Origin of the sequence: Streptomyces coffeae, from assembly GCF_016741875.1 — a bacterium.
Lineage (GTDB): Bacteria > Actinomycetota > Actinomycetes > Streptomycetales > Streptomycetaceae > Streptomyces > Streptomyces coffeae.
In genome coordinates, this window is sequence record NZ_JAERRF010000011.1 from 23,798 (window position 1) to 47,550 (window position 23,753).

Sequence of the window (23,753 nt, forward strand, 5' to 3'; positions counted from 1 at the left end):
TCTCACGCGTTCACAGGTCTTCTGTGTGTGCGTGCCTTACTTCCCTTCCGGCGCTTCTCCTCTCCGTTCCACCCCGACGCCCGACCCAACGACTTCACGCCGGTGACCACCGGCCCAGTCCGTCCCGTTTTTCACTCTCTGCACCGCTAGGTAGGCCCACTCATGCCTGAAACGGCTCAATTCGTCGATCCCCGGCGCTGGAAAGCGCTGATATTCATCTCCCTCGCCCAGCTGATGGTCGTCCTCGACGCCACCATCGTGAACATCGCGCTGCCCTCCGCCCAGGCCGATCTGGGCATCTCGGACGGCAACCGCCAGTGGGTCATCACCGCGTACGCCCTCGCCTTCGGCGGACTGCTGCTGTTCGGCGGCCGGATCGCCGACCTGTGGGGCCGCAAGCAGACCTTCATCGTCGGGCTGGTGGGCTTCGCGGCGGCCTCGGCACTGGGCGGCGCCGCCGTCAACAGCGCGATGCTGCTGGGCGCCCGGGCGCTCCAGGGCGTGTTCGGCGCGCTGCTCGCGCCCGCCGCGCTCTCGCTGCTCGCCGTGATGTTCACCGACGCCAAGGAACGTGCCAAGGCGTTCGGTGTGTTCGGTGCCATCGCGGGTGGTGGCGGTGCCGTGGGTCTGATCCTCGGCGGTGTGCTCACCGAGTACATGGACTGGCGCTGGACGTTCTTCGTGAACATCCCGTTCGCCGCCGTGGCCGCCGCCGGTGCGTTCGCCGTGATCCGCGAGCCCGTCGAGAGCCGCAACCGGTCCCGGCTGGACATCCCGGGCGTGATCCTCGCCACCACCGGTCTGGTCGCGCTGGTCTACGGCTTCACCCGTGCCGAGTCCGACGGCTGGACCGCGGGCTGGACGATCGGGCTGTTCATCGCCTCGGCCGTGCTGCTGACCGCGTTCGCCGTCGTCGAGTCCCAGACGAAGGCCCCGCTGCTGCCGCTGCGGGTGGTCACCGAGCGGAACCGGGGTGGTGTCTACATCTCGATGGGTCTCGCCATCATCGGCATGTTCGGTCTCTTCCTGTTCCTCACCTACTACATGCAGATCGTGAAGGGGTACAGCCCGGTCAAGACCGGTCTTTCCTTCCTGCCGATGATCGCTGGCATGATCGTCGGCTCCACGCAGATCGGCACCCGTCTGATGACCCGGGTCCCGGCCCGGCTGCTGATGGGTCCGGGCTTCGTGGTCGCCGCGGTCGGCATGCTGATGCTGACCCAGCTCGATCTGGACACCTCGTACACCTGGCAGATCCTGCCCGGGTTCATCCTGCTCGGCCTGGGCATGGGTACGGCGTTCATGCCCGCGATGAGCCTGTCGACGCACGGTGTCCAGCCGCGTGACGCGGGTGTCGCCTCGGCGATGGTCAACACCTCGCAGCAGGTGGGCGGTGCCATCGGTACCGCTCTGCTGAACACCATCGCGGCCAGCGCCACCACTGACTACGCCAAGTCCCACATGGCCGGCGCCCCCTCGCTCACGGCGCTGAAACTGGAGGCCATGGTGCATGGCTACAGCACCGCCATCTGGTGGGCGGTCGGCATCCTGGTGCTGGCGGCGGTGATCGCTGTCACCTTCATCAACGCGGGGCCGCAGGACGGCGGGGGTCCGGTCGCCGGTTCCGGTGACGGCGCGGTCGAGGACGCCGTGCCGGTCATGGCGCACTGACGCATCGCACTGACGCACCCTGCCTGCCGTACGCCGCCGCCGGCCGCCGTACCGCGGTGAAGGCCCCGCTTCCTGGAGCGGGGCCTTCGTGTGTTCGTGGGTGGGGGCGCGTTGTCCGATGGGGGCGCGTTGTCCGATGGGGGCGTGCGGGCCGCTCAGCGCAGCCAGGGCAGATCGGCGCCCTCCGGCTGGAGCCCCTCGCGGATGATCTGGCAGATGTCGCCGAACTGCTCGATCTGCTCGGGAGTGAGCCGGTCGAAGATCGTGGTCCGTACGGCGTCGACATGGCCGGGTGCGGTCTGCTTCAGCACCTCGAACCCCTTGTCGGTGAGGACCGCGTTCTGTCCGCGCTTGTCGGAGGCGCAATCCTCACGCCGTACCCAGCCGTCCTTCTCCATCCGCGCGATGGCGTGCGAGAGCCGGGAGCGGGTGATCTTGGCGGCCTCGGCGAGCTCGGTCATCCGCAATCTGTGGCGTGGCGCCCAGGAGAGCCTCACCAACAGGCCGTAGTAGACATGCGGCATCCCCGCGTCCCGCTGCAACTGGCGGTCGAGATGGTCCTCCAGGAGCATGCTCGCCTGGATGTACGCCTGCCAGGTGCGCTGTTCGTCTTCGGTCAGCCAACGGGTCGCTTCACCGTCTGCGGGGGTCTTCATGGCGTCCACGTGTTCATTGTACGGAGGATTCCTTGAAACTTAAACAATAGAGTGCTATGGTCGGTCGAAATTGCTTGAGACTTCAAGTTTCTGGATCGAGGTGTCATCATGTCCGGGTTCGACGGGCGTATGCCCGCCCTCTATCTGAGCCATGGTGCCCCGCCTCTCGCCGACGATCCGGTCTGGCCCGGGCAGCTGGCCGCCTGGTCGGCGGAGCTTCCCCGGCCGAAGGCCATTCTCATGATCTCCGCCCACTGGGAGGAAGCGCCGCTGGCCATCGGGGCCACCCAACAGGTGCCGCTGGTCTACGACTTCTGGGGTTTCCCCCGGCACTACTACCGGGTGCGGTACCCGGCGCCCGGTGCCCCGGAGCTGGCCGAGCGCATCCGCGGGACGCTGCGTACGGCGGGCACCCCGGTGCGGGACATCCCCCGCCGCGGGCTCGACCACGGCGCGTATGTCCCGCTGGTCGAGATGTATCCGGAGGCCGATGTCCCGGTCCTCCAGGTGTCGATGCCGACGCTCGATCCGGGGAGGCTGATGGAGATCGGGCGCAAGCTGGCACCGCTGCGGGACGAGGGGGTGCTGATCGTCGGCAGCGGCTTCTTCACCCACAACCTGGCCGCGCTGCGGGACACCGGCCCGACACCGCCCAGTTGGTCGGCCGAGTTCGACGACTGGGGGCAGCGCGCCCTGGACGCACAGGACATCGACGCCCTGCTGGACTTCGAGCACACCTCCCCGGCGGGACGGCTCGCGCATCCGCGCACCGAGCACTTCGCTCCGCTGTTCGTCACCTTGGGAGCCGCCGAGTCCGAACTCGGCAGTCAGCGCAGTGTGATCGACGGCTTCTGGATGGGACTGGCCAAGCGCTCGGTGCAGTTCGGCTGAGGGCGGGGCGGCTCAGTCGTCGGGGTGCGGTTACGGGGCCGCCGACGGCGAGTCGATGAGCGCGCAGGCGTGCAGGGCCGCGGCGAGGGCGGGGCCGGGGTCCTCGCCGGTGGCGGCGGCGTCCCGGGCGACATCGAGCGCGGTGTCGGTCAGCTTGATGGCGTGCTCGTCGCCGTGCGCGGCGGCACGCGCGAACACCTCCTCGGGGGAGGTGGTGGCCGCCGCTGACGGCGGGAGAACCGGCTCCGGGGGTCCGTACGCCGCCGTGACCGCGGCGCTCGCCGCCCAGGCCGCGTCCAGGCTCGGTGCCCACAGCGCACGGGGGAGCGCGGGCAGGGTCCGCAGGACGGCGTTGGGTGCGGTCGCGGCGTGGACCAGCATGACGGGCTCGCCGTGGCCATGGGTGAGATAGCGGTGGGTCGCGGCCCGTACCAGCTCGGCCAGCCGGTCGTGCGCGGTGTCGGGGCCGGCGGGCCCGGAGGTGCCCACGGAGGTGTCCACGGGCCAGGCGGGGAACGCCGTGAGCTGCGGCAGCCGGTCCCGGATCCCACCGCTCCGGTCCGCGACGGGGGACACGGTGGCCAGCGCGTCCGCCGCCGATCCGGACGGCGGTCCCGGCAGGCGGCCGAGCGGCGGCAGCGGTGCGTGGCGGGCCGCCCAGTAGCCGAGGGCATGGGCGAGCTCGGCGGTGCGGGGCGCGGTCGCGGTACCGGGTGCGTCGAGAAGGGTGCGCACGGCGTGGCCGACGCGGATCACCGGATGGGCGGCCCCTCCGGCGATGCCCGGCAGCAGTCGCGGCCACCACAGGGCGAGGACGTCCCGCCAGGGCCGGTCGGCCAGCTCGTGGCCGAAGTACGCGGTCCAGTCGGCGATATGACGGGGATCGCCGAGCGCCTCCCGCCAGTTCTCCGCGGTGATCGGAGCGTGCGCATCCGGCATGTCCTCCAGCTTGCCGCGGTAGTGGTCGAGCCAGCGGTGGACGGCGTGGCGTTGGCCGTGACGCACCAGGGCCTCGACCGCCATCGGTCCGTGGTTGCTCAGCCAGCCGTGCCGCTCGGGGCCTGCTGCGTGCAGTCGCTCCAGGGCCTCGTCGAGCGTTCCCGAGGTGTCATCGGTCATGGTGTCATCGGTCATGGGGCCACGCTAGGAACGCGGGCGCGGTGCCGGGAACGGGCCGTGGATGTACCGGGCGGGGGGCCGCGGACCTACGTCGGACAACCGGGCCCGGGGAACGGGCCCGGCCGGAGCCGGGCGGGGACGGGAACGGGGCGCCGGGCTGCGGGAGGGCGCTCACTCGTCGTGTGTGTGGAAGACGTAGAAGGCCGCGACCCCCATGGCCAGCCCCACCCCGAGCCCCATCGCCGAGGCCCGGTAGTTCGCCGCGCCGCTGATGTTGTAGAGGAAGCCGATCGCACAGCCGAAGACCGCCCCGTACAGCGCCGCCCGGACCTCCGGCAGCAGCTTGGACTGCACCTTGCCGACGCCGTAGCAGACCGCTCCGAAGACGATCGCCGCCACGATGCCGAGGATGAAGGCGGCGGGGATGGAGGAGCCCTGGTTATGGTCGATGAAGATCGCCCATCCGCCGATCAGGACCCCCAGGACGACCGGGGCCACCCAGGAGGCGGAGGGGTGCAGCGGCGGGTGAAGGCGGGGGCGGCGCGGCTCACGTGCGGTGATGGCGGCAGGGGTATGCATGGCAGGACCTCCTCGTCGCCCGCCGGACCGGTCCCTTCCAGCGCACACCCGCGCTTCACCACCGGCAACTCGGGTCCCGGTGCACCGCTCCCGGCCCCCCACGGTCCGCTCGTATACGGCCCGAGCGCACGGCGTCCATTTCGGGCAACCGGAAACCTGTGGAATTCGTCCTTGAGGGTGGGAGGCAGCTACGGACGGCGCTGTTCGAGTCCCTGACCTGCGCTTCCCGGTGTTCCGAGACCACGCTGAGGCTCCTGTGGCGGGACAGGATACTGCATGATCGTAAAAAGGTGGGCACGGCTGGGGAATTCTGTCCGGATTCCAGTCGTTGTTTCCATCGGACGGGGCACCCGGCAGGGGCAGGTCCGTCCATAGTCCGCGCCCGATCCATCTGTAAGGGAGCACGCATGGCAACCCGTGCCGTCGCCCGTCATCAGTCCGCCAGCGGTGGTGCTGATGGGGCCAACAGCGTTCGCGCCTCAGGCGGGGAAATCGCCGATCGCGACCTGGTCGGCATGTATCTCGACGAGATCGCTCGTACCCCGCTGCTGGACGCGGCGAAGGAGGTCGAGCTGTCCCAGTCCATCGAGGCGGGCGTCTACGCCCAGCAGATTCTGGACGGGGAGGTGGAGGAGGCCGAAGCCGCGGGTGCGAGCCGTGAGGAACTGGAGGCGATAGCCGCCGAGGGTGCCCGCGCCAAAGACGTCTTCATCCGCTCCAACCTGCGCCTGGTCGTGGCCGTGGCGCGCCGCTATCCGCGCAGTGGGCTGCCGCTCCTCGATCTGATCCAGGAGGGCAACGCGGGCCTGGTGCGCGCGGTGGAGAAGTTCGACTACACGAAGGGCTTCAAGTTTTCGACGTATGCGACATGGTGGATTCGTCAGGCCATCACCCGCTCGATCGCGGATCAGTCCCGTACGATCCGGCTGCCCGTCCATCTGGTCGAGGAGCTCGGCCGGATCCGCCGGGTGCAGCGGGAGTTCAACCGTGAGCACGGCCGTGAGCCGGAGCATGCGGAGATTGCCCACGAGCTCGGCTCCACGATGGAGCGGGTCTCGGATGTGCTCGACTGGGCCCGTGACCCGGTCAGTCTGAACATGTCGGTGGACGACGAGGGGGAGACCCAGTTCGGCGATCTGCTGGAGGACACCTCGGCGGTCTCGCCCGAGCAGTCGGTGATGACGCTGCTGCGGAGTGAGGAACTGGAGGACCTCATCGGCCGCCTCGACGACCGCACCGCCTCGATCATCAAGGCGCGTTACGGCATCGACGACGGCCGGGAGCGCACGCTCACGGAGGTCGGCAAGCAGCACGGTCTGACGCGTGAGCGGATCCGCCAGATCGAGAAGCACGCGCTGCTCGAGCTGAAGAAGATGGCCCGCCAGACCGGTTTTGACGCCGCGGCGTGAGCCCGCCGTGGTGGAGAGCCCGGCACGTGTGGATCCGATCGGATCCGATGGATTCCTTCAACCCCATAGACCGAGCCCCGGCGCCCTTCCCCCCGGCGCCGGGGCTCACTCCGTGCCCGCCGCGGTCCGATGTGCCGGGGCGTGCGGTGTGATCAGGCGGCGAAGCCGCCGTCCACGGCGATCGACGCGCCGGTGATGTAGCGGCCGTCGTCACCCGCGAGATGGGCCACGGTCGCGGCGATCTCCGACGGCTGCCCGTAGCGGCCCAGGGCGGTCAGACCGCTCTGCATGGGGGCGCTCTCGCCGTCGGCCGGGTTCATGTCCGTGTCGATCGGACCGGGGTGCACCAGGTTGACCGTGATACCGCGGGTGCCCAGCTCACGGGCCAGTGCCTTGGTGAGGCCGGTCAGTGCGGTCTTGCTGGTCGCGTAGAGGCTGCCGCCGGGGAAGGCGGCGCGCTCGGCCATACAGCTGCCGATGTTGATGATCCGTCCGCCGTCGGACAGCCGCTCCAGCGCCGCCTGGGTCATGAGGAACGGCGCCCGGACATTGATGGCGAGCACGCGGTCGACGTCTTCCAGGGACAGCTCGCCGACGGGGCCGAGTGCTCCGGCCCCCGCGTTGTTGACCAGGATGTCGAGGCGGCCGAACTCGGCGGCGGCGCCGGTGACGGCGTCGCGCACCGCCTGCGCGTCGGCGCTGTCGGCCTGGACGGCCCAGGCCCGGCGGCCCAGTGCCTTGATCTGGTCGACGACGTCGGCCGCGCGCTCGGCCTGGGAGTGATAGGTCAGCGCGACATCGGCGCCGTCCTGGGCGAGCCGGAGCGCCACCGCCGTGCCGATACCGCGGCTGCCACCAGTGACCAGGGCCGCTTTGCCGTCGAGTGTCATGTCAGCTCCATGGTTGCCATGTCATTGAATGAGGTGAGATCCCCGGGATCAGTGAGATCACCGGGATCCCTGGTGTGCGGTGATCCCGGGGGCATGACCTGATCCTGGTCGCCCGCCCACGGGAAGTCCGGCGGCATTCGGACACGGTGCTGGGGGTGAGCCCGGCGGACGGACGGGATCGGTTCATGGCATGGCAGTGTCCGGGCGCGGACATGGCATGACGGTGTCCGGGCGAGTCTGCTTCATGCCCGAGTCTGTTTACTTTCCAGGATTGGCGCCGTAATCTGGCCGCGAAATCACAGGTTCGGGCATCGAGGAGCGTAAACCCACATGTACGCACCGGAGCGGCAGCAGGAGATCCTCCGGCTCGCCCGCGAGAGCGGGCGGGTCGATGTCCTGTCCCTCGCCGAGGAGTTCCAGGTCACCGCCGAGACCGTACGGCGCGATCTGCGGACGCTGGACCGGGCGGGGCTGGTGCGCCGGGTGCACGGCGGCGCCATCCCGGCCGGACGCCTCGACTTCGAGCCCGATCTCGCCGAACGCGAAGGCACCGCCTCCGACGAGAAGGACCGCATCGCCCGGGCCGCCCTCGCCGAACTCCCCTCCGACGGCAGCGTGATCATCGACGCCGGCTCGACGGCGGCCCGGTTCGCCGCCGCCTTTCCGCTGGAGGCGGGTCTCACCGTGGTCACCCACGCCCTGCCGATCGCGGCGCGTCTCGCCGACCACCCCGGTATCGCCCTGCACCTCGTCGGCGGCCGGGTCCGGCACCGCACCCGGGCCGCCGTGGACGCCTGGGCGCTGCGCGGCTACGGCGAGATCAAGGCCGATGTGCTCTTCCTGGCCACGAACGGCTTCTCGCTCGACGGCGGGCTGACCACCCCCGACCTCGCGGAGGCCGCCGTCAAACGCGCGATGATCGCCGCCGCCCGCCGGGTCGTGCTGCTGGCGGACTCCGCCAAGTTCGGCCAGGAGCACTTCGCCCGCTTCGGTGACCTCGGCCATGTGGATCTGCTGATCACGGACACCGGGCTGAGCCCGCAGGACGCCCTCGCCATCGAGCACCAGGGCACCGAAGTGGCCCGCGCATGATCCTCACCGTCACCCCCAACCCCAGCCTGGACCGCACCTATGAGATCCCGGCGCTGGAGCGCGGCGCGGTACTGCGTGCCACCACCGATCGGGTCGACCCCGGTGGCAAGGGCGTCAATGTCTCGCGCGCGGTGGCCGCCGCGGGGCGGCGCACGGTCGCTGTGCTCCCGCTCGGCGGACCGGAGGGCGCGCTGCTGGCGCGGCTGCTCGGGGAGCTGGGCATCGAGGCGGCAGGTGTGCCGGTGGCGGGCTCGACCCGGGTCAATGTCGCCGTCGCGGAGCCCGACGGCATCCTCACCAAGGTCAACGCGGGCGGGCCCGAGCTGAGCGGCGCCGAGGCGGAGGCGGTGCTCGAGGCGGTGCGGACCAAGAGCGCCGACGCCGACTGGATCGCCTGCTGCGGAAGCCTTCCGCGCGGGCCTGCCCCCGAGTGGTACGCCGAACTCGTCGCTCGCGCCCACCGGGTGGGCGCCCGGATCGCCCTGGACACCTCCGGCCCCTCGCTGACCGCGGCGCTGCGCGCATGCCCGGATGTGGTGAAACCCAACGCCGAGGAACTGACCCAGGCCGTGGGCCGCCCGCTGGCCACCGTCGGCGAGGCGGTCAAGGCGGCCGAGGAACTGCGCGGGCTGGGCGCCCGCGCCGTCCTGGCCAGCCTCGGCGCCGACGGTCAGCTGCTGGTCGACGATTCCGGCACCTACTTCGGCGCGGCTCGCGTCTCCACACTGCGCAGCAACGTCGGCGCGGGCGATGCCTCGCTCGCCGGATTCCTCGCGGCGGGCGGCGCCGGGCCCGCCGCGCTCGCCGCGGCGGTGGCCCATGGCGCGGCCGCCGTGCAACTGCCGGGCAGCGCCATGCCGACCCCGGCCGACCTCGACCCCTCCGCCGTCATGATCACGGCGGACGTCCCGCTGGACCGCGTGCTCACGGAGCCCGTGTGACCGGCCCGACCCACTCCCACCCCCCGTCCCCGTTCCGTTCCGCCTCTCCCCGATACCGGGCGGAACCGTACCCAAGGGAGCCGCGAGATGAGTGAGCTGATCACCGCGGATCTGGTCGACCTTGACCTGTCCGCCGACACCAAGGAATCCGCCGCCCGGTCGCTCGCCGCACGGATGGCCGCGGCCGGCCGGGTCACCGACCTCGATGGCTTTCTCGCCGATGTGGCGGCACGCGAGGAGCAGATGCCGACCGGCCTGGACGGCGGCATCGGCATACCCCACTGCCGCAGCGAACATGTCACCGAGCCCACGCTTGCCTTCGGGCGCAGCACCGTCCGGATCGACTTCGGCGCGCCGGACGGACCGGCCGATCTGATCTTTCTGATCGCGGCCCCGGCGGGGGCGGACAGCGACCATCTGACCATCCTGTCCAGCCTCGCCCGCTCGCTGATGGACACCGCCTTCACCGACGCGCTGCGTTCGGCGGACGAGCCGGAGCGGGTGGCCGCCCTGATCCGCGGCGACGAGCAGGAGGCCGTCCCGGGGGAGGCGGTCCCGGGGGAGGTGGCCCCCGGGCAGACGGTCCGGGCCACGACGGAGGCGCCGCAGGCAACCGCGGCCGAGACGCCGCAGGCGCCGACGGCCCCCTTCCGGATCGTCGCGGTCACCTCGTGCCCCACCGGTATCGCCCACACCTACATGGCCGCGGAGTCCCTGGAGAGGGCCGCCGCCGAGGTGGGTGTCGAGCTGGTGGTCGAGACCCAGGGCTCCGCAGGGTTCGACAAGCTCCCGGCCGCCACCATCGCCGCAGCCGACGCGGTGATCCTCGCGCATGACGTACAGGTGCGGGACAAGGGCCGGTTCGCCGGAAAGCCGACCGTGGACGTCGGGGTGAAGGCGGGCATCAACCGCCCGGCGGAACTGGTCGCCGAGGCGCGGGAGAAGGCCGCGCGCGGTGAGACGAGCGCACCGGCCGATGGCCCGGAGGAGGTCTCGGCCCCGATGGACGCGGGCGCCGCCGCCGGTGACGGTTTTGGCACCCGGCTGCGCACATGGCTGATGACGGGCGTGAGTTACATGGTCCCGTTCGTGGCCGCGGGCGGTCTGCTGATCGCCCTCGCCTTCGCGATCGGCGGCTACGAGATCGCCGGTGCCAAGTCGGTGGCCGACCACTTCGTCTGGACCGAGACGGCCAGCTGGGCGGCGCTGCTCTTCCAGATCGGCGGCGCGGCCTTCACCTTCCTGGTGCCGGTCCTGGCGGGCTACATCGCCTACGGGATGGCCGACCGGCCCGGTCTGGTCCCCGGCTTCGTCGGCGGCTTCATCGCGACCACCATCAAGGCCGGATTCCTCGGCGGCCTCGTCGCGGGCCTGATCGCGGGCGCGGTGGTGATGGGCATCCAGCGGTTCTCGGTGCCCGCTTCGCTGCGCGGCATCATGCCGGTGGTCGTGATCCCGCTGATCTCGTCGGCGGTCGTCGGGTTCCTGATGTTCGTGGTGATCGGCAAGCCCATCGCCTCCGCGCAGAAGTCGATGACCGACTGGCTCAATGGCCTCTCCGGCGCCAACGCCGTGATCCTCGGCGTGATCCTGGGCCTGATGATGTGCTTCGACCTCGGCGGCCCGGTCAACAAGGTCGCCTACGCCTTCGCCACGGGCGGTATCGCGGCCTCGGACCCGTCCACCGGCAGCCTCAAGATCATGGCTGCGGTGATGGCGGCCGGGATGGTCCCGCCCCTGGCGATGGCACTGGCCACCACCGTGCGCGGGCGGCTGTTCACCAAGGCGGAGCGGGAGAACGGCAAGGCGGCCTGGGTGCTGGGCGCCTCCTTCATCAGCGAGGGCGCGATCCCGTTCGCCGCGGCGGACCCGCTGCGCGTCATCCCCTCGGCCATGGCGGGCGGTGCGGTCACCGGCGCGCTGTCGATGGTCTTCGACTGCACTCTGCGCGCCCCGCACGGCGGCATCTTCGTGGTCCCGCTGATCGGCCAGGCGTTCCTCTACCTGCTGGCCGTCGTGGCGGGTACGGCGGTCTCGGCCGGGCTGGTCATCTTCCTCAAGGGGCTGCGGAAGACCGCACGGCCGGAGTCGGACACGGCACCGGCCACCGACCCGACCGCCACGGGCACCACCGGGGACGAGTCGAAGGTGGCGGTCGCGGTCTGACCGCATCTCAGCCATCCCCCGTCCGGTCCGGTGCCGCCGCGCCGAGGTTCACGGGCAGGCCGCGCGAGGCGTAGTAGGTGCCGAGCGCGGCCTCGCCGCCCGACCCCATGGCGGTCGCGATCCGCTGGAAGCGGGCGGACCGCAGATCACCGGCGGTGAACACCCGGGGGTGCTGACGCGCGGGCGGGCAGTACCCGGACCCGTCGGTGACAACGGCCCCTTCCGGGACCGCCGGTGCACTGCCCAGGTTGAGATATCCGCGATCGGCCCTGAGGGTGCGCCGCTCGCCCGTCACGGTGAGGGCCTCGGCGGTGAGCGGCCCGCTGCCGGGCGCCAACTCCAGCCTCCGCACCGCCACCAGCTCCATCCGCGGATCCGGGCCGAGCTCCTCGGTCTTGTACGCGTCCTCGGGTGGATGGGCGACGAGGAAGCGGACGCGCAGCTCCGGATGGGACCGCGCACAGGTGCCCAGCGGCCGGTCCGCGCCGAGCACCAGCACGGTGCGCTCGGCCAGCTCCGCCGGATCCGCCTCCCACAGCGGGCGAAGCCCCCGGTCCTCGGCCCCGCTCAGCCACTCGGCGTCCGCGGGCCCCAGTGGCCCGACTCCCGTGGCCACGACCACATATGGCGCCGTCAGCCGCACGGCGCCCGCACGGGTCTCCGCGGGCCGCGGCGGATGCTTGCCCATCGCGCCGGCCACCGGCTCGAGAGCGATCGCCACATGGTCGTCGAAGGCTTCGACCCGTGCAACGCGCCGCCCCAACTCGACCCGGCACGGACCGCAGCGCGCCACATCGGCCTCGATCGCGGCAGCCAGCCCGGGGCCGCTGGTGAACCCGAGCACATTGCGCACCACGGGGATACGCCGCAGCACCCCGCACAGGGCTTCGCCGGACTCCACCAGCACCGAGCGCATCCCGACGCTCGCCGCCATCACGGCGGCCGCGCAGCCCGCCGGACCGCCGCCGACGATCAGCAGATCGGTATCCATGGCCGCTGTCTCCCCCTCATGTCCCGGTCACCCGTCCCCTCATCACGTCATCAACCCTTCGCTCCGTACAACTCGCGGTACGCGGGGAAGACTCCACCCGGTCCGTCCACCCTCTCCGCCGCCAGCACCGCCTTGACCACCGCCCGCGTCAGGACATCCGCCCCGGCCGCCAGCACCTCGTTCAGCGCGCCGCTCTCCCGGTGCACCCCGAAGGCGGGATCCGTGCCCTCCTCGCCGTCCTCCGGCACCAGCGGGTGGCCGGCGGTGGCCAGGGCGAACACGGTGTCCCCGTCGGACAGCAGGTGCACCGGCCGGACGGCCCGCGCCAGACCGTCGTGCGCGGTGCCCGCCAGCTTCTGCGCCTGGGCACGGGTCAGGGTGGCGTCGGTGGCGACCACGGCCAGCGTGGTGTTCAGCGGAGGCCGTACCGAGGCGGCCTGGCGCCGCTCCGACTCCGCGCGTGCCATCGCCAGTCTGCGCAGCGCCTCTGCGTGCTCGGCCTCGCCCGGCCGGTGCGGCCCGCCCTCGGCCGACGGCCCGTAAATCTCCCCGTACAGCACGCCCGTCCGCGGATCGACCACCGAACCCACCGCGTTGACCGCCGCCAGGGCGGCCACGGTGATCCCGGACGGCAGCACCACGGAGGCCGAACCGATGCCGCCCTTGAGACCACCGGCCACCGCGCCCGTACCGGCCCCGACGCTGCCCTGCGCCACCGGCGCCCCCCGCTCAGAACCAGCCGCGGCCTCGGTCGCCTCCCGGCCCAGCGCCGCTCCCGGCCGGGCCTTCCAGTCCCCGCCCCGGCCGAGGTCGAAGAGGGCGGCCGCCGGAACCACCGGGACGACCTGTGACGGGTCGGGGCCGACCCGGAAGCCGCGGCCCCGCTCCTCCAGCCACTCGGCCACCCCCGAGGCGCTGTCCAGTCCGAAGGCGCTGCCACCGGTCAGCACGATGGCATCGACGCGCTGGACGAGATTGCGCGGATCGAGGGCGTCGGTCTCCCGGGTGCCGGGGCCGCCGCCCCGCACATCGACCGCGGCGACCGCACCCCCTTCAGGAGCCAGCACCACGGTTGTGCCGGTCAGCCAACCGCCATCAGTGCGCTGGGCGTGGCCGACTCGCAGCCCGTGGACGTCCGTCAGCGCATCGGCCCGGCCGGTGCGGGGGGATCCGGGGATTGTCCCGTCGGTATTCATGGAAGGTATGCGTAGCACGGGACGCCATGGCGTGGTCCGTGGCATGGTCGGGGTGCGAGGCGCGCGCCGGGGGGCATCGGACGCTGCCGGGAGCGGCGCCACAGGACGGGCTCGGGGCCTAAGCACCGTCATATACAGGACGTTCATCAGATGTTGATGACCCACCAGCAGTCTGAGCGGTATCCCGCCCGTACCCGCTCGAAAGAAGACCGACGTGCCCCGTACCTCTCGGACTGAGGTGCTCCCGACACTGGTCGCCGACTCCCGGCAGCCCGCCCGGGTGGCCCTCCGCTGGATCAGCGAACCGGACTGCACCGAGGAGCTCACCCACGCCGACCTGCTCGACCAGGCGGCCAGGGCCGCGGCCGCCCTCACCCGGCTCGGAGTCCGCGCCGGTGACCGGGTGGCGGTCCATCTGCCGCTGGTGCCCGAGTCCGTGATAGCCACGCTCGCCTGCGGCCGCCTTGATGTCGTCCGTGTCAGCCTCCCCGTGGGACTGCGCCCGCATGAACTGCGCGACCGGATCAGGGAGGTGGGCGCCAAGGTCGTCGTCACCGCGGACGGCGAGCAGCGCTGCGGCGAGCCGAAGCCGCTCAAGCAGATCGTCGACCGGGCGCTGACCGGCTGCCCTGAGGTGCGGTCGGTGCTGGTGGTGCACCGCCTCGCCCGCCCGGTGTCCTGGAAGTCCGGCCGGGACCGGTGGTGGCACGAGGAGCTGGGGCGGTACACCGAACCGCTGCCTCGGCCGTACTCTTGAGGCATGAGCACCGCCCCTGCCTCCGGACCGCGCGATCCGGCAGCCGCGCTGATCTTCGGTGATCCACTGGCGCAGCCGTCACCGGACGACACGGACCGCGGGTGGGGTGAGCGGACTCCTGGCGGCGACAGCGCCGACAGCGCCGCGGATCTGGCGCGGTTCCTCGACGAGAAACCGCCCCACCACCTCTGAGGCTTTGCTAGGCGCTGGAGCCGCTGCGCTGTGCCACCAGCTCGTCGCGGATTTCCCGGAGCAGGGTGATCTCGGCGGCCTCCACCGCGGCCTGCTCCTCCTCCGCCTTCGCCTCCCGGGCGGCCTTCCGCGCCAGATAGCGCGACATCGGCAGCACCATCAGGAAGTACACCACCGCCGCGGTGATCAGGAAGGTCAGCACGGCGGAGAGCACCGCGCCCCACAGGATCGGAATGCCGTGGACGACCTCGCCCGCGGCGTTCGTCTCGCAGGGTGCCTTCAGGCACGAGCGGTACTTCTCGAGGTCCTTCGTGCCGAAAGCCCCGACTATGGGATTGATCAAGCCTTTCACTATGGAGTTCACGACGGCGGTGAAGGCAGCGCCGATGACGACCGCGACAGCCAGGTCGATCACATTGCCGCGCATCAGGAAGGCTTTGAAGCCGTCCAGGACGCTCTGCTTCTCCTCGGTCACCTTCTCCTCGCTCACGCCACAGCCTCTCTTTCGCCGCATCAGTGCTGGAGCGGACGGTTCCGCAACCTACACCGGAGCGGAGCAGGGGCAAGAGTCCAGGTGGGATCATCAGGAGCGGCACAGCGTCACCGCCAGCCGGGAGGTGGCCGCCGCACCGGCCAGCGCCGCGGCGGTCGCCCGCGGCACGGTCAGCACGACCAGCGATCCGCCGCCCTCCGGCGGCTCAGCCCCATAGGTCCCGCTCTCGGCCGCCCCGGCGTCGTGCGCCTGGGTGTCGTCCGCCCCACCGCCATCCGTACCGGCCTTGTCCGCCGTCCCACCTCCGTGGGGCCCGCTCCCGGGTGCTCCGGGCACCTGGGCGACCTGCACCCCGGGCGCGACGACCCGAGCGGCGGCTGCGGGCCCACGGCCCGGAGCCGCCGTCGGCCGGGGCATGGCCAGCACATCCACCCGGTCGCCCGGGTGCAGCAGCTCCACCGCCGCGGCGTCGGCGATCCGGACCGGGGCCGCCACCATGGCGGGCCGCGGGCCACCGCCGCGCCCACCGTCCTCCGAGGCGGGCACCTGCGCGGGTGTCCCGCCCCCGGGCCCTTGGCCGGGCGGTGCCGCGGCCGCGAGCGCCGCGGCGGTCAGCGCGAGACCGGCCGCCATCGGGCGTCTGCGCCGCCACACCGCTCGCCGCAGCCGATGCCCGCCGTCCCGCCCGACCCGGACCGGGGCGAAGCGGGGAACCGTGCTCAGCGGGGGAGCGGAGCGGGGTAACGCGAGTGCGGGGGAGGGATGGGACATGGCACATCACCGCCTGTCGTGAAGGGTCCTGAGCTTCCGGCCCCTTCACGATGCCCGTCCCCGCCCGAACCCGCTTGGGCCTGTGGACGACCAAGCAGGCTGTGCATAACTCGGTCACCCGTTCGAGCGATGCGCCCCCAAGGCGACTCCGCCCCCAAGGCGACTCCGCCCCCCAGGGCGACCCCGCCCTACGGCAGCTCGATCCCCAGGTCCCAGCCGTCGTGCGCATGGGTGCACAGGCAGTCCCGCTCGGAGCTCTCCGGCACCCTGCCCACCGCGTCGAAGAGCACCTCGCGCAGTCGCCCGACGTTCTCGCCGAACACCTTCAGCACCTCGGTGTGGGTGACTCCCTCGCCCGTCTCCACCCCGGCGTCCAGATCGGTCACCAGCGACAACGACGTGTAGCAAAGCCCCAGTTCACGAGCGAGTACGGCTTCCGGATGGCCGGTCATACCCACCACCGACCAGCCCTGTGCCGCATGCCAGCGCGATTCCGCCCGGGTGGAGAAGCGCGGCCCCTCGACCACACACATGGTCCCGCCGTCCACGGGCTCCCACGCATGGGCGCGCGCCGCGTCGACGGCCGCCTGCCGCCCCACCGGGCAGTACGGGTCGGCGAAGGTCGTGTGCACCACGTTCGGGATCCGGCCGTCCGGCAGCGGCTCGCCGTCGAAGTAGGTCTGGACGCGCCCCTTCGTACGGTCCACCAACTGGTCCGGCACCAGAAGCGTCCCCGGTCCGTACTCCGGCCGCAGTCCGCCCACCGCGCACGGCCCGAACACCTGCCGCACACCGAGCGAGCGCAGGGCCCACAGGTTGGCGCGGTAGTTGATCCGGTGCGGCGGCAGATGGTGCTTGCGGCCGTGGCGGGGGAGGAAGGCGACCCGTCGTCCCGCGATGTCGCCGAGGAAGAGCGCGTCGCTCGGCGTCCCATAGGGAGTTTCAACGGTGATTTCGGTCACATCGTCGAGGAACGAGTAGAACCCGGATCCCCCGATGACCCCTATGTCTGCTTGCCTGTTGCTGGTCTCGGCCATGTGATCACCCTAGCCAGCGGCGCCCGCCCGTACGACCGGCTTCGGGGAGACGCACGACACCCCGCCGTCTCCGGGGAGATGGCGGGGTGTCGCGGCGGAAGATCAGGCGGCCGAGCTGGCGCTGCTCGACGAGGAGCTCGACGAGCTGGATGACGACGAGGAGGACGTCGACGAGGACGAAGTGCCCGACCCGGACGAGGAGTCCGAGGACGAGGACGAGGACGACGAAGCGGAGGACGAGCTGCCGCTGTCGCTCTTCGCCGCGGGCTTGGCGGAGCCGCTGCTCGAGCTGCTGGAAGAGGAACGGCTGTCGTTCCGGTAGAAGCCGGCGCCCTTGAAGACGATGCCGACCGCCGAGAACACCTTCTTCAGGCGTCCCTGGCAGCTGGGGCACTCGGTGAGCGCGTCGTCGGTGAACTTCTGGACCGCCTCGAGGCCCTCGCCGCACGCGGTGCACTGGTACTGGTAGGTCGGCACGTACTTCCTCCTGGCACTCTCACTCAGTGAGTGCTAACGACGCTCCATAGTGCAGTATTCCGGCCCATCAGTCCACCGGGTCGAGCCATACGGTGATCGATCCCACGCGCCGCCGACCCTGCCGCCATCAGCCCCGCCGCCGACCCCGCCACCGCGGCGAGCCCGGCTCCGTCCCGCCGCGCCGCCGCGCAGCCGCCCCCATCCCCGAGGCCGGGACTTCAGCCGCCACCCGTCCCCAGCCAGCCCGCCAGCTTGCCGCCGCGCCCCACCGCTCGCAGTCGCTTCTCCGCCGCGTCGCGCACCGGGTCCGTGGCCACCACCAGCAGTTCGTCGCCGCGCCGCAGCACCGTCGAGGGCAGCGGCACAAAGCTGGTCCCGTCCCGGACGACCAGGGTGACCGCGGCCCCGTGCGGCAGTCGCAGCTCGGCGATCTCGACCCCGTGCATCTTGGAGTCCTGGGGGATGGAGACCGACAGCAGATGGCCGCGCAGCCGCTCCAGTGGCGCCGACTCGATCCCGAGGTCGGACGCCTCCTCCGGCTCGCCGAGCCGGAGCCGGGTGGCCAGCCAGGGCAGCGTCGGCCCCTGGACCAGGGTGTAGACGATCACCAGCACAAAGACGATGTTGAAGATCCGGCGGCTGTCGGGGACCTCGCCGACCATGGGGATGGTCGCCAGCACGATGGGCACCGCACCGCGCAGCCCGGCCCAGGACAGCAATGCCTTCTCCCGCCACGGCACCGGGAACGGCGCCGTGCTGACCAGGACCGACGCCGGCCGGGCGACCACCGTCAGCACCAGCCCCACGACCACCGCGGGCCAGATGTCGTCGGCCAGCTCGTGCGGGGTCACCAGCAGTCCGAGCAGGACGAACATGCCGATCTGGGCGAGCCAGCCCAGGCCCTCGGCGAAGCCGCGCGTCGCCGGCCAGTGCGGCAGCCGGGCGTTCCCCAGGACGAGCGAGGCGAGGTAGACGGCGAGGAAGCCGGAGCCGTGTGCCAGCGCGCCCCCCGCGTAGGCGGTGACGGCGATGGCGATCACCGCGATCGGGTAGAGACCTGAGGCGGGCAGCGCCACATGCCGCAGGCCGTAGGCGCCGAGCCAGCCGATCGCCAGTCCGATCACCGCGCCGATCGCAAGCTCCAGGGTGATCTCGCCCATCAGTGTGTACCAGTGGGAGACGGGGCCCTGAGCGGAGAAGGCGACCACCAGGATCACCACCGGGGCGTCGTTGAAGCCCGACTCGGCCTCCAGGGCGCCTGTGAGCCTCTTGGGCAGCGGCACCTTGCGCAGTACCGAGAAGACCGCCGCCGCGTCCGTGGACGACACCACCGCGCCGATGATCAGCGCCTGCCGCCAGTCCAGTCCCACCACATAGTGCGCTGCCGCCGCGGTGACCCCCACGCTCACCGCGACGCCGACGGTCGACAGCGCCGCCGCTATCGGCAGGGCGGGTTTGATCTCCCGCCACTTCGTGCCGAGACCGCCCTCGGCCAGGATCACGACCAGCGCGGCATAGCCGAGGATCTGCGTCAGCTCGGCGTCGTCGAATTTGACCCCGATGCCGTCCTGGCCGATGGCTACGCCGATCCCGAGGTAGATCAGCAGGGTGGGCAGCCCGCTGCGGGAGGAGATCCTGACGGCCGCCACCGAGGTGAGGAGGACGAGCGAGCAGACCAGCAGCAGTTCATTGAGGTGGTGGACAGTCAGGGGCCGAACCTTTCTCGCGGGAGCGGCGCGGGGTCGCATAAGGGGCCCCGGCCGACCGGAACTTCATTGCCTTACCTAACATTTTACGGGTTCTTGACGCGTGCCTCCGGTGAGGGTGCTGGGCCGGGGGTGTAGAGACTCGGCCCGGTGGCCGGTGATCGGCGTCAGTCATGACTCCGCGTAGGGGCGGAGTCAGCGCTGCGCCTATGGTTGCTCCAGCACTCCTGGACCACCCTGCCCCTCGAAGGACAGCGATGCCCGCCAATAAAACCGGCTCTTCTCCCAAAAAGAAGAAGAGCCGACGTCTCCGCCTGATCGTGATCGCAGTCGTGCTGCTGCTCGTCGGAGGCGTCGGCTACGGCACGTACTGGAGTATCAGTACCGTGCGTGCCTCCTTCCCGGAGACCACGGGGTCGCTTCAGGTGAAGGGGCTCTCGGGGCCCGTCCAGGTCAAGCGTGACGGCTATGGCATACCGCAGATCTACGCCGACACCCCTGAGGACCTGTTCCGCGCCCAGGGGTTCGTCCAGGCCCAGGACCGCTTCTGGGAGATGGACGTCCGTCGTCATATGACCTCCGGCCGGCTTTCGGAGATGTTCGGTTCCGGCCAGGTGGAGACCGACGCCTTCCTGCGCACCATGGGCTGGCACCGGGTGGCCAAGCAGGAGTACGACACCAAGCTGTCGCCCGCCACCAAGAAGTATCTGCGGGCCTACTCCGACGGGGTCAACGCCTACCTGAAGGACCACTCGGGCGAGGAACTCTCCGTCGAGTACGCGGCCCTGGACTTCGCGAACGAGGGCTACAAGCCGGAGAAGTGGACCCCGGTCGACTCGGTTGCCTGGCTCAAGGCGATGGCCTGGGACCTGCGCGGCAATATGCAGGAAGAGGTGGACCGCGCCCTGGCGTCCAGCAGGCTGGACCCGGACCAGATAGAGGACCTCTACCCGTCGTACCCGTACAGCCGGAACAAGCCGATCGTCCAGGACGGTGCGCTCGACCGGGCCACCGACGAGTACGACCCCAAGGCGACCACCACGGGCGGCACCGGCGGTACGGGCGGTACGGGCGGCACCGGTACGACCCCCGGCGCCGGAAGCGCCGCCCACGGCCTCCAGAGCGGGCTGTCCTCGCTCTCCAAGACCCTGGACAAGATCCCGGCGCTGCTCGGCCCGAACGGCACCGGTATCGGCTCCAACTCCTGGGTCATCGACGGCCGGTACACCACCACTGGCAAGCCGCTGCTGGCCAACGATCCGCACCTCGCCCCGCAGCTGCCGTCCGTCTGGTACCAGATGGGCCTGCACTGCAAGCAGGTCAGCAGCTCCTGTCCGTTCGACACGGCGGGCTTCACCTTCGCGGGCATGCCGGGCGTGGCCATAGGCCACAACCAGAACATCAGCTGGGGCATGACCAATCTGGGCGCCGATGTCAGTGACCTCTACCTGGAGAAGGTCACCGCGAACAGCTACCTCTACGACGGCAAGCAGGTCCCGTTCACCACCCGTGACGAGACCATCAAGGTCGCGGGCGGCAAGAGCCGCACCATCACTGTCCGCACCACCAACAACGGACCGATCGTCTCCGACCGCGACGACGAGCTGACGGATGTCGGGAAGAACGCCCCGGTCGGCAGCGGCGCCGATGATGTGGCCCCCGACCGCGGCGACGGCTACGCGGTGGCCCTGAAGTGGACGGCGTTGTCCCCGTCCAACTCCATGGACGCCGTCTTCGGGCTCAACACCGCCCGGAACTTCACCGACTTCCGCAAGGCCGCCCGCGATTTCGCGGTCCCCTCGCAGAACCTGATCTACGCCGACACCAAGGGCAACATCGGCTATCAGGCGCCGGGCAAAATCCCGGTGCGCGCCAAGGGGGACGGCCGCTACCCGGCGCCCGGCTGGGACTCGCGCTACAAGTGGAGCAAGTACATTCCGCAGTCGGCGCTGCCCTGGGAGCTCAACCCCAAGCGCGGCTACATCGTCACCGCCAACCAGGCCGTCATCGACAAGAAGAAGTACCCGTACCTGCTGACGGAGGACTGGGGTTACGGCGCGCGCAGCCAGCGCATCACCGATCTGATCGAGTCCAAGATCAAGGACGGCGGCAAGGTCTCCACCGAGGACATGCAGTCCATGCAGATGGACGACAGCAGTGAGATCGCCAAGCTGCTGACGCCCTATCTGCTGAAGATCGACATCAAGGACAGCTTCGTCCGTGAGGCCCAGAAGCTGCTGGAGGGCTGGGACTACACCCAGGACTCCGACTCGGCGGCCGCCGCGTACTTCAACGCCGTCTGGCGCAACACCCTCATGCTCGCCTTTGGCAACAAGCTCCCCAAGGAGCTGAGGGTCGAGGGGCAGTGTCTGCGGGTGCGCCCGGCCGACGACTCCGGCCCGGTCGAGGACCTGGATGGCAATACCCGGCTGGTGCGCGAGTGCGGCACGCGCGACCCGGACATGGCCCAGCCCGACGGCGGCGACCGCTGGTACGAGGTGATGCGGAAGATCCTCAAGGAGCCGCGCAACGACTGGTGGAAGTCGCCCGGCTCCCGGCTCGACCCGGGTTCGGACAACCGTGACGAGCTGCTGAAGAACGCCATGAAGGACGCACGCTCGGAGCTCACCGCCAAGCTGGGCAAGGACATCAACAGCTGGAGCTGGGGCCGGCTGCACCGGCTCACGCTGGAGAACCAGACCCTGGGCACCGAGGGCCCCGGCGTGGTGCAGTGGCTGCTCAACCGCGGCCCGTGGAACCTCGGCGGCGGTGAGGCCGCGGTCAACGCCACCGGCTGGAACGCGGCGGGCGGTTACGACGTCACCTGGGTCCCGTCGATGCGGATGGTCGTCAATCTGGACGATCTCGACAAGTCGCGCTGGATCAATCTCACCGGTGCTTCCGGCCACGCCTTCCACGAGCACTACACGGACCAGACCGACAAGTGGGCCAAGGGCGAGCTACTGCCCTGGGCGTTCAGCAAGAGCGCGGTGGACAAGGAGACCGACGACGAGCTGGCGCTGACCCCCTGAGGCGCCCGGTGGCCGCCTCCACGGCGCCCGCGCCGTCGTCGCGGCCCCCGGCCCCGCCGACCCTCCCGGCCCCGCTGAGGGGCGCCTTCGGGCGTCCCTCAGCGGGGCCGCCGCGTGAAGCGGTGCACCCCCGAGGGCGTCACCGCCGCGTGCACCGGCCGGTCGTGGGCCTCCTCGGGGACCTCCTCCAGCAACTCACCGTCGTGGAGCAGCACCACCAGCGCCGGATCGGTTCCGGCCCGCGCCAGCCGCTCCAGCACCCGGTCGTACGAGCCGCCGCCGCGGCCCAGCCGCATCCCGCGCCGGTCCACCGCGAGCCCCGGGAGCAGAACGGCGTCCGCCCCGGTGACGGCCTCCGGTCCGAGCCGCGGCCCGACCGGCTCCAGCAGCCCGCGCCGGGCGGGCGCCAGCCGCGCGGGTCCCTCGTCCTCACCCCAGTCGAGATCGTTGTCCGCCAGCAGGACCGGGAGCAGCACCCGTACGCCCCGGGCGCGCAGCGCCTCGCGCAGGGCGTGCGTACCGGGCTCGCTGCCCAGGGACACATAGGCCGCCACCGTGCCTGCCTCCGCCAGCTCCGGAAGCTCCAGCGCTCGACACGCCAGGGCGGTTGCGGCCGCTTCGATGTCATCCGCAGTCAACCTGGATCTCACCGCCAGGAGGCGCCGCCGCAACACGCCCTTACTACCGTCGTTCGTGATCACTGAGTGCACAAACTCCTTGTCTCATGTCATATTCACCGAATCCTCATCATCCGCCCCCAAAGGCACCAGATAGGGTTCTGTACATGACTCAATCGCGTACTCGGATCAGCAAGGCTGTCATCCCCGCCGCGGGACTGGGCACCCGCTTTCTGCCGGCCACCAAGGCCACCCCCAAGGAGATGCTGCCGGTCGTCGACAAGCCGGCGATCCAGTACGTCGTCGAGGAAGCCGTCACCGCGGGACTGTCCGACGTCCTCATGATCACCGGCCGTAACAAGCGGCCGCTGGAGGACCACTTCGACCGCAACTACGAGCTCGAGGAGACCCTGACGCGCAAGGGTGACGACACCCGCCTCGCCCGCGTCCAGGAGTCCAGCGATCTCGCGACCATGCACTACGTGCGCCAGGGCGACCCCAGGGGTCTTGGCCACGCCGTGCTGTGCGCCGCCCCGCACGTCGGTGACCAGCCCTTTGCCGTACTCCTCGGCGACGACCTCATCGATGCCCGTGACCCGCTGCTGTCCCGCATGGTCGAGGTGCAGGAGCAGCACGGCGGCAGCGTCATCGCCCTGATGGAGGTGGATCCCGCGCAGATCCACCTCTACGGCTGCGCCGCCGTCAAGCCGACGGTCGACGAGTCCGTCGTCCAGGTCACCGGTCTGGTGGAGAAGCCGGACCCGGCCGACGCGCCCAGCAACTACGCCGTCATCGGCCGCTACGTCCTGGACGCGTCCGTCTTCGACGTGCTCCGCAGGACCGAACCGGGGCGCGGTGGCGAGATCCAGCTCACCGACGCGCTCCAGGCACTGGCCTCCGATCCCGACCTCGGCGGCCCGGTCCATGGTGTGATCTTCAAGGGCCGGCGGTACGACACAGGAGACCGTGGCGACTATCTGCGTGCCATTGTCAGACTCGCGTGCGAACGTGAAGACCTGGGCCCGGACTTCCGGGACTGGCTCCGCAGTTACGTCACCGAGGAGATGTAG

General features: G+C 70.9%; 22 protein-coding genes. 10 read left to right on the forward strand and 12 right to left on the reverse strand.

What is annotated here, in order from left to right; genetic code table 11:
* Positions 1-162 precede the first annotated feature (162 nt).
* The gene (locus JK363_RS20215) at positions 163-1,671 is read left to right on the forward strand and encodes an MFS transporter (RefSeq protein ID WP_201876373.1); all 1,509 of its coding nucleotides are present in this window, start codon (positions 163-165) and stop codon (positions 1,669-1,671) included.
* Between the two features lie 155 nt (positions 1,672-1,826).
* On the opposite strand, the gene JK363_RS20220 is transcribed toward JK363_RS20215, so the two are convergent.
* The gene (locus tag JK363_RS20220) at positions 1,827-2,327 is read right to left on the reverse strand and encodes a MarR family winged helix-turn-helix transcriptional regulator (protein ID WP_201876561.1); all 501 of its coding nucleotides are present in this window, start codon (positions 2,325-2,327) and stop codon (positions 1,827-1,829) included.
* Positions 2,328-2,435: 108 nt separating this feature from the next.
* Here JK363_RS20220 and JK363_RS20225 point away from each other — a divergent pair, with 108 nt between their 5' ends.
* Positions 2,436-3,218 carry a dioxygenase family protein gene (locus tag JK363_RS20225; protein WP_201876374.1) on the forward strand — a complete coding sequence of 261 codons (783 nt, stop codon included), beginning with the start codon at positions 2,436-2,438 and terminating at the stop codon, positions 3,216-3,218.
* A gap of 30 nt (positions 3,219-3,248) precedes the next feature.
* On the opposite strand, the gene JK363_RS20230 is transcribed toward JK363_RS20225, so the two are convergent.
* On the reverse strand, positions 3,249-4,352 hold the full coding sequence (locus tag JK363_RS20230; RefSeq protein WP_236075964.1) for a questin oxidase family protein: 1,104 nt from the start codon (positions 4,350-4,352) through the stop codon (positions 3,249-3,251).
* A 156-nt stretch (positions 4,353-4,508) separates the two neighbouring features.
* On the reverse strand, positions 4,509-4,916 hold the full coding sequence (locus JK363_RS20235; protein WP_201876375.1) for a hypothetical protein: 408 nt from the start codon (positions 4,914-4,916) through the stop codon (positions 4,509-4,511).
* 407 nt (positions 4,917-5,323) lie between these two features.
* Between JK363_RS20235 and JK363_RS20240 the strand changes: the two genes are divergently transcribed.
* Positions 5,324-6,325 carry a sigma-70 family RNA polymerase sigma factor gene (locus tag JK363_RS20240; RefSeq protein ID WP_201876376.1) on the forward strand — a complete coding sequence of 334 codons (1,002 nt, stop codon included), beginning with the start codon at positions 5,324-5,326 and terminating at the stop codon, positions 6,323-6,325.
* 152 nt (positions 6,326-6,477) lie between these two features.
* Here the strand turns inward: JK363_RS20240 and JK363_RS20245 are convergent, their stop codons facing one another.
* The gene (locus tag JK363_RS20245; RefSeq protein WP_201876377.1) at positions 6,478-7,215 is read right to left on the reverse strand and encodes a 3-oxoacyl-ACP reductase family protein; all 738 of its coding nucleotides are present in this window, start codon (positions 7,213-7,215) and stop codon (positions 6,478-6,480) included.
* A gap of 330 nt (positions 7,216-7,545) precedes the next feature.
* On the opposite strand from JK363_RS20245, the gene JK363_RS20250 reads away from it, so the two are divergent.
* The 3 genes from JK363_RS20250 (at position 7,546) to JK363_RS20260 (ending at position 11,414) form a co-directional block, all read left to right on the forward strand.
* Positions 7,546-8,307 (forward strand): DeoR/GlpR family DNA-binding transcription regulator, encoded by a 762-nt coding sequence (locus JK363_RS20250; protein ID WP_201876378.1) that lies wholly within the window; start codon positions 7,546-7,548, stop codon positions 8,305-8,307.
* Positions 8,304-9,248, forward strand: coding sequence for a 1-phosphofructokinase (gene pfkB / locus JK363_RS20255; protein ID WP_201876379.1), 945 nt, complete (start codon positions 8,304-8,306; stop codon positions 9,246-9,248). The genes JK363_RS20250 and pfkB overlap by 4 nt, the downstream gene beginning before the upstream one ends.
* Before the next feature lie 87 nt (positions 9,249-9,335).
* Positions 9,336-11,414 (forward strand): PTS fructose transporter subunit IIABC, encoded by a 2,079-nt coding sequence (locus JK363_RS20260; protein ID WP_201876380.1) that lies wholly within the window; start codon positions 9,336-9,338, stop codon positions 11,412-11,414.
* Positions 11,415-11,421: 7 nt separating this feature from the next.
* Here the strand turns inward: JK363_RS20260 and JK363_RS20265 are convergent, their stop codons facing one another.
* Positions 11,422-12,405: an FAD-dependent oxidoreductase gene (locus JK363_RS20265; protein ID WP_201876381.1), complete on the reverse strand. Its 984-nt coding sequence runs from the start codon at positions 12,403-12,405 to the stop codon at positions 11,422-11,424.
* Positions 12,406-12,455: 50 nt separating this feature from the next.
* Entirely contained in the window at positions 12,456-13,601 is a 1,146-nt protein-coding gene (locus JK363_RS20270; protein ID WP_201876382.1) for a P1 family peptidase, read from the reverse strand.
* 214 nt (positions 13,602-13,815) lie between these two features.
* Here JK363_RS20270 and JK363_RS20275 point away from each other — a divergent pair, with 214 nt between their 5' ends.
* Both JK363_RS20275 and JK363_RS20280 read left to right on the forward strand, forming a co-directional pair.
* The gene (locus JK363_RS20275; RefSeq protein WP_307821798.1) at positions 13,816-14,358 is read left to right on the forward strand and encodes an AMP-binding protein; all 543 of its coding nucleotides are present in this window, start codon (positions 13,816-13,818) and stop codon (positions 14,356-14,358) included.
* Between the two features lie 3 nt (positions 14,359-14,361).
* Positions 14,362-14,550, forward strand: coding sequence for a hypothetical protein (locus JK363_RS20280; protein ID WP_201876383.1), 189 nt, complete (start codon positions 14,362-14,364; stop codon positions 14,548-14,550).
* Positions 14,551-14,557: 7 nt separating this feature from the next.
* Here JK363_RS20280 and mscL read toward each other — a convergent pair whose 3' ends face one another.
* From mscL to JK363_RS20305, 5 genes are all read right to left on the reverse strand, one after another.
* Positions 14,558-15,064, reverse strand: a complete 507-nt coding sequence (mscL, locus tag JK363_RS20285; RefSeq protein WP_201876384.1) for a large conductance mechanosensitive channel protein MscL — start codon at positions 15,062-15,064, stop codon at positions 14,558-14,560.
* A gap of 69 nt (positions 15,065-15,133) precedes the next feature.
* Positions 15,134-15,814 carry an RcpC/CpaB family pilus assembly protein gene (locus JK363_RS20290; RefSeq protein WP_236075965.1) on the reverse strand — a complete coding sequence of 227 codons (681 nt, stop codon included), beginning with the start codon at positions 15,812-15,814 and terminating at the stop codon, positions 15,134-15,136.
* Between the two features lie 188 nt (positions 15,815-16,002).
* Complete coding sequence (locus JK363_RS20295; protein ID WP_201876385.1) at positions 16,003-16,851, reverse strand: S-methyl-5'-thioadenosine phosphorylase; 849 nt, start codon at positions 16,849-16,851, stop codon at positions 16,003-16,005.
* Between the two features lie 102 nt (positions 16,852-16,953).
* Positions 16,954-17,328, reverse strand: a complete 375-nt coding sequence (locus JK363_RS20300) for an FmdB family zinc ribbon protein (RefSeq protein ID WP_201876386.1) — start codon at positions 17,326-17,328, stop codon at positions 16,954-16,956.
* 218 nt (positions 17,329-17,546) lie between these two features.
* Entirely contained in the window at positions 17,547-19,076 is a 1,530-nt protein-coding gene (locus JK363_RS20305) for a potassium/proton antiporter (protein WP_201876387.1), read from the reverse strand.
* Between the two features lie 215 nt (positions 19,077-19,291).
* Between JK363_RS20305 and JK363_RS20310 the strand changes: the two genes are divergently transcribed.
* Positions 19,292-22,066, forward strand: a complete 2,775-nt coding sequence (locus JK363_RS20310; RefSeq protein WP_201876388.1) for a penicillin acylase family protein — start codon at positions 19,292-19,294, stop codon at positions 22,064-22,066.
* A 98-nt stretch (positions 22,067-22,164) separates the two neighbouring features.
* On the opposite strand, the gene JK363_RS20315 is transcribed toward JK363_RS20310, so the two are convergent.
* The gene (locus JK363_RS20315; protein WP_201876389.1) at positions 22,165-22,776 is read right to left on the reverse strand and encodes a 5-formyltetrahydrofolate cyclo-ligase; all 612 of its coding nucleotides are present in this window, start codon (positions 22,774-22,776) and stop codon (positions 22,165-22,167) included.
* A 74-nt stretch (positions 22,777-22,850) separates the two neighbouring features.
* On the opposite strand from JK363_RS20315, the gene galU reads away from it, so the two are divergent.
* The gene (galU, locus tag JK363_RS20320; RefSeq protein WP_201876390.1) at positions 22,851-23,753 is read left to right on the forward strand and encodes a UTP--glucose-1-phosphate uridylyltransferase GalU; all 903 of its coding nucleotides are present in this window, start codon (positions 22,851-22,853) and stop codon (positions 23,751-23,753) included.

Coding starts and splice junctions, on each gene's coding strand:
- JK363_RS20250 (WP_201876378.1), top strand. CDS start 7,546: ATGTACGCACCGGAGCGGCAGCAGGAGATCCTCCGGCTCGCCCGCGAG.
- JK363_RS20245 (WP_201876377.1), bottom strand. CDS start 7,215: ATGACACTCGACGGCAAAGCGGCCCTGGTCACTGGTGGCAGCCGCGGT.
- JK363_RS20270 (WP_201876382.1), bottom strand. CDS start 13,601: ATGAATACCGACGGGACAATCCCCGGATCCCCCCGCACCGGCCGGGCC.
- mscL (WP_201876384.1), bottom strand. CDS start 15,064: ATGCGGCGAAAGAGAGGCTGTGGCGTGAGCGAGGAGAAGGTGACCGAG.
- pfkB (WP_201876379.1), top strand. CDS start 8,304: ATGATCCTCACCGTCACCCCCAACCCCAGCCTGGACCGCACCTATGAG.
- JK363_RS20265 (WP_201876381.1), bottom strand. CDS start 12,405: ATGGATACCGATCTGCTGATCGTCGGCGGCGGTCCGGCGGGCTGCGCG.
- JK363_RS20295 (WP_201876385.1), bottom strand. CDS start 16,851: ATGGCCGAGACCAGCAACAGGCAAGCAGACATAGGGGTCATCGGGGGA.
- JK363_RS20290 (WP_236075965.1), bottom strand. CDS start 15,814: ATGTCCCATCCCTCCCCCGCACTCGCGTTACCCCGCTCCGCTCCCCCG.
- JK363_RS20305 (WP_201876387.1), bottom strand. CDS start 19,076: ATGCGACCCCGCGCCGCTCCCGCGAGAAAGGTTCGGCCCCTGACTGTC.
- JK363_RS20225 (WP_201876374.1), top strand. CDS start 2,436: ATGTCCGGGTTCGACGGGCGTATGCCCGCCCTCTATCTGAGCCATGGT.
- JK363_RS20215 (WP_201876373.1), top strand. CDS start 163: ATGCCTGAAACGGCTCAATTCGTCGATCCCCGGCGCTGGAAAGCGCTG.
- JK363_RS20230 (WP_236075964.1), bottom strand. CDS start 4,352: ATGACCGATGACACCATGACCGATGACACCTCGGGAACGCTCGACGAG.
- JK363_RS20235 (WP_201876375.1), bottom strand. CDS start 4,916: ATGCATACCCCTGCCGCCATCACCGCACGTGAGCCGCGCCGCCCCCGC.
- JK363_RS20260 (WP_201876380.1), top strand. CDS start 9,336: ATGAGTGAGCTGATCACCGCGGATCTGGTCGACCTTGACCTGTCCGCC.
- JK363_RS20240 (WP_201876376.1), top strand. CDS start 5,324: ATGGCAACCCGTGCCGTCGCCCGTCATCAGTCCGCCAGCGGTGGTGCT.
- JK363_RS20310 (WP_201876388.1), top strand. CDS start 19,292: ATGCCCGCCAATAAAACCGGCTCTTCTCCCAAAAAGAAGAAGAGCCGA.
- JK363_RS20220 (WP_201876561.1), bottom strand. CDS start 2,327: ATGAAGACCCCCGCAGACGGTGAAGCGACCCGTTGGCTGACCGAAGAC.
- JK363_RS20280 (WP_201876383.1), top strand. CDS start 14,362: ATGAGCACCGCCCCTGCCTCCGGACCGCGCGATCCGGCAGCCGCGCTG.
- galU (WP_201876390.1), top strand. CDS start 22,851: ATGACTCAATCGCGTACTCGGATCAGCAAGGCTGTCATCCCCGCCGCG.